Here is a 3,798-nt window from a genome sequence, read left to right on the forward strand (position 1 = left end):
ACAGCAAGATGACTGATTATTTGGATGAACTGAATGAAAGCCAGCGTGCTGCGGTGCTTTATAATGACGGGCCTTCACTGGTTATTGCCGGAGCGGGTTCGGGAAAAACGAGGGTGCTTACCTATAAGATTAAATATCTTATCCAAGAACTGGGCTATGATGCTCGCAGTATTCTTGCCTTGACCTTTACAAATAAGGCGGCAAAAGAGATTATAGAAAGGGTAAACTCCGAAATAGGTCTTCCGTGGTCTGATTATATTGGAATGGGAACTTTTCATTCTGTCTTTTTGCGTATATTGCGTCAACATGCAGATCTCATTGGTTTTACTTCCAATTTAACAATATATGATTCTGGTGATTCGAAGAATTTTATAAAATCGCTTGTAAAGGAATTGAATTTAGATGAGAGGGTTTACAAGCCAGGTTTGATTCTTTCGCGTATCAGCAATGCAAAAAATCATCTGGTATCTCCCCAGGCTTATGCTGCAAATGGAGAGTTTTACAGACTTGATATCGAAGCCAAGGTTCCTGCAATGAGGGATATATATATAAGGTATTGCGAAAGATGCAAGCAAGGTAATGTTATGGATTTTGATGATATTCTTGTTTATATTTATAAGCTTTTGAATAACCATCCGGAAATACGAGAAAAATATGCAAACAAATTTAAGTATGTGTTTGTAGATGAGTATCAAGATACAAATGAAGCTCAGTCGCGGATATTGTCATTGTTGGTAAAAGAACCATGGAGAATTTGTGTGGTGGGAGATGATGCACAGAGTATATATTCTTTCCGTGGAGCTACTATAGATAATATTCTTAACTTTACTAAATCTTATCCAAGAGCCCGCCTCTTCAAACTTGAACAGAACTACCGTTCCACTCAGCTGATAGTGAAGGCAGCGAACAGCCTTATCGAGAAGAACCGTGAGCAGATAAAGAAAGAAGTGTTCTCGGAAAATCAGGAGGGGGAGCCTATATCGGTAACAAGCGCATACAGCGATGTGGAGGAAGGAGAGATTGTGGCAAACAAGATAACTTCCATGCATGTGAAGGATGGTTGCCCGTACAGTGATTTTGCCATACTCTATCGTACTAACGCCCAGAGCCGTATTTTTGAGGAAGCTCTGAGGAAACGTGCGGTGCCTTACAGAATATACGGAGGTCTGTCTTTCTATCAACGCAAGGAAATCAAGGACGTGATAGCGTATTTCCGTCTTGCCGTTAATCCGCATGACGGGGAGGCTCTGAAAAGAGTGATAAATTATCCGGCAAGGGGAATAGGCGACACTACGCTGAATAAGATAAATATGGCTGCTGCTGATGCAGGGGTTAGCCTGTGGACGGTGATTTCCTCGCCATTGGATTATGGACTGAATATCAATAAAGGCACGCATACCAAACTGCAGGCTTTCAGGGATATAGTTTCCGGGTTTATAGGTAAGGCGGATTCCGTAAGTGCATACGAAATAGGAAAGGAGATAGTAAGTGCATCCGGTATAATGGCAGATATTATTCAGGATACTTCGCCCGAGGGAATGAGCAGACGCGAGAATATAGACGAACTTGTGAACGGTATGTATGATTTCTGCGAGATACGCCGAGAGGAGGGTAATGACAGAATGTTTCTAACGGATTATCTTTCGGAAGTGGCTTTGCTGACCGACCAGGACGGAGAGAAGGATGATAGTGTTCCTAAGGTGACTCTGATGACTATCCACTCCGCTAAAGGTTTGGAATTCAGGAATGTATTTATAGTGGGGATGGAAGAAAATCTGTTTCCGGGACCGATGTCGTCCGATTCTCCACGTGCTTTGGAAGAGGAAAGGCGCCTTTTCTATGTGGCTATAACCCGTGCCGAGGAGAATTGTTTTATATCGTATGCAAAGAACAGGTATAAATATGGAAAGCAGGAATTCTGCAATCCGAGCAGGTTTCTGAAGGATATCAATCCTTCGTTCCTGAAGTTGCCTAAGGATGCTATGGTAGGTATGCCGCGTCGTACTGATGAGCATGCTCCGCGCAATTATGAGCGTGGCTACGGACATGGTGAAACCTACAGAAGTAGCGGACCGTCGATGTTTGATGGCGGTGAGATGCCTCAGGAACCGGTAAGGTTTGTAAAGCCTGTTCCTACAAGAAATCTGAAAAGGATTGTGCCGGTGGCCCGTCCGTCGTCTGTATCGTCCGGGAGTAATATCCCTCAAGGTGGAGCAGCTACTCACGGAGTTTCTGTCGGCCGTATGATTGAGCATGAACGTTTCGGTATAGGAGAGGTTGTCAGATTGGAAGGAACCGGTGATAACTGTAAGGCTACTGTGAGGTTTGAGAATGCCGGTGAGAAACAGCTTTTGTTGAAATTTGCGAGATTTAAAATAATAGGATAAAATAATTATGGATTTGACTAAAGTTCCTTCACCGTGTTATGTGATGGAGGAGGATTTGCTCAGAAAGAATCTGAGCCTGATTAAAAGTGTGGCCGACAGGGCCGGGGTGGAGATAATACTGGCTTTCAAGGCATTTGCTATGTGGAAGTCATTCCCTATATTCCGCGAGTATATAAATTATACCACGGCGAGTTCGGAGTATGAAGCGCGATTGGCTTTCGAGGAATTCGGAAGCAGGGCACATACTTATTCGCCTGCATATACAGAGGAGAATTTTCCTGCGTTTATGAAATACAGCAGTCATATAACCTTTAATTCGCTTTCGCAGTTCGTACGTTTTTATCCTAAGGTGAAAGCTTCGGGTGAGGATATATCTTTGGGAATAAGAGTCAATCCGGAATATTCGGAAGTGGAGGTGGAGCTGTATAATCCGTGTGCGCCGGGTACACGTTTCGGCGTGACTGCCGATATGCTGCCTGACAGACTGCCGGAAGGTATAGAAGGTTTTCATTGTCACTGTCACTGCGAGTCGAGCTCGTATGAACTGGAAAGGACTCTGAAACATATCGAAAAGAAATTTTCACGTTGGTTCCCTCAGTTGAAATGGCTTAATCTCGGAGGTGGACATCTGATGACTCGCAAGGATTACGATGTGGAACATCTTATAGGCTTGTTAAAGGGACTGAAGGAGCGTTATCCTAACCTGCAGATAATACTGGAGCCGGGTTCTGCGTTTACATGGCAGACAGGTCCACTGGTAGCCTCGGTTGTTGATGTTGTGGAAAGTAAAGGTATAAGGACAGCTATTTTGGATGTCAGCTTTACATGCCATATGCCGGACTGTCTGGAGATGCCGTATCAGCCGGCAGTACGTGGGGCGGAATCTTTGCCTGCGGATGCGGTGAAGATGGCTACACGCGACGAGCATGTCTACAGGCTTGGAGGAAACAGCTGCTTGAGCGGCGACTATATGGGTAGCTGGAAGTTCGACCACGAGCTGCAGGTGGGGGAGAGGATAGTGTTTGAAGATATGATTCACTATACTATGGTGAAGACAAATATGTTCAACGGTATTCATCATCCGTCGATAGCTTTGTTGCATTCCGACGGAGAACTGGAAGTTTACAAGACTTTCAGATATGAAGATTACCGTGACAGAATGTGCTGATAACAAAAGTTTGCAATGGGAAAGGAAAAACCTGTTGCAAACTGTTTTTTTATAGGTATTGATATTCAAGCACTTGTAACTTTTAGAGAAAAAATATTGAAAAAAAAGTATCGGAATGCTTTGGTAGTTTCAAAAAAAACTATACCTTTGCACTCGCAATCGGGAAAACAACTAACGGTTGATAAATGAAATGCGGAAATAGCTCAGTTGGTAGAGCATAACCTTGCCAAGGTTAGGGTCGCG

Annotated in this window: 3 protein-coding genes; all 3 read left to right on the plus strand. The window is 43.8% G+C overall.

What is annotated here, in order from left to right; genetic code table 11:
* The first annotated feature begins 8 nt into the window (after positions 1 to 8).
* Genes QZ379_RS12060 through QZ379_RS12070 form a run of 3 tightly spaced genes read left to right on the plus strand, consistent with a single transcriptional unit; the run spans position 9 to position 3,744 of the window.
* Positions 9 to 2,387 (plus strand): ATP-dependent helicase, encoded by a 2,379-nt coding sequence (locus QZ379_RS12060; protein WP_291565168.1) that lies wholly within the window; start codon positions 9 to 11, stop codon positions 2,385 to 2,387.
* Positions 2,388 to 2,391: 4 nt separating this feature from the next.
* Positions 2,392 to 3,555 (plus strand): carboxynorspermidine decarboxylase, encoded by a 1,164-nt coding sequence (gene nspC / locus QZ379_RS12065; RefSeq protein WP_291565171.1) that lies wholly within the window; start codon positions 2,392 to 2,394, stop codon positions 3,553 to 3,555.
* Positions 3,556 to 3,570: 15 nt separating this feature from the next.
* Positions 3,571 to 3,744, plus strand: coding sequence for a hypothetical protein (locus QZ379_RS12070; protein WP_291565165.1), 174 nt, complete (start codon positions 3,571 to 3,573; stop codon positions 3,742 to 3,744).
* The last annotated feature ends 54 nt before the right edge of the window (positions 3,745 to 3,798 follow it).

It is taken from the genome of Bacteroides sp., from assembly GCF_019417265.1.
Taxonomy (GTDB): domain Bacteria; phylum Bacteroidota; class Bacteroidia; order Bacteroidales; family Bacteroidaceae; genus Phocaeicola.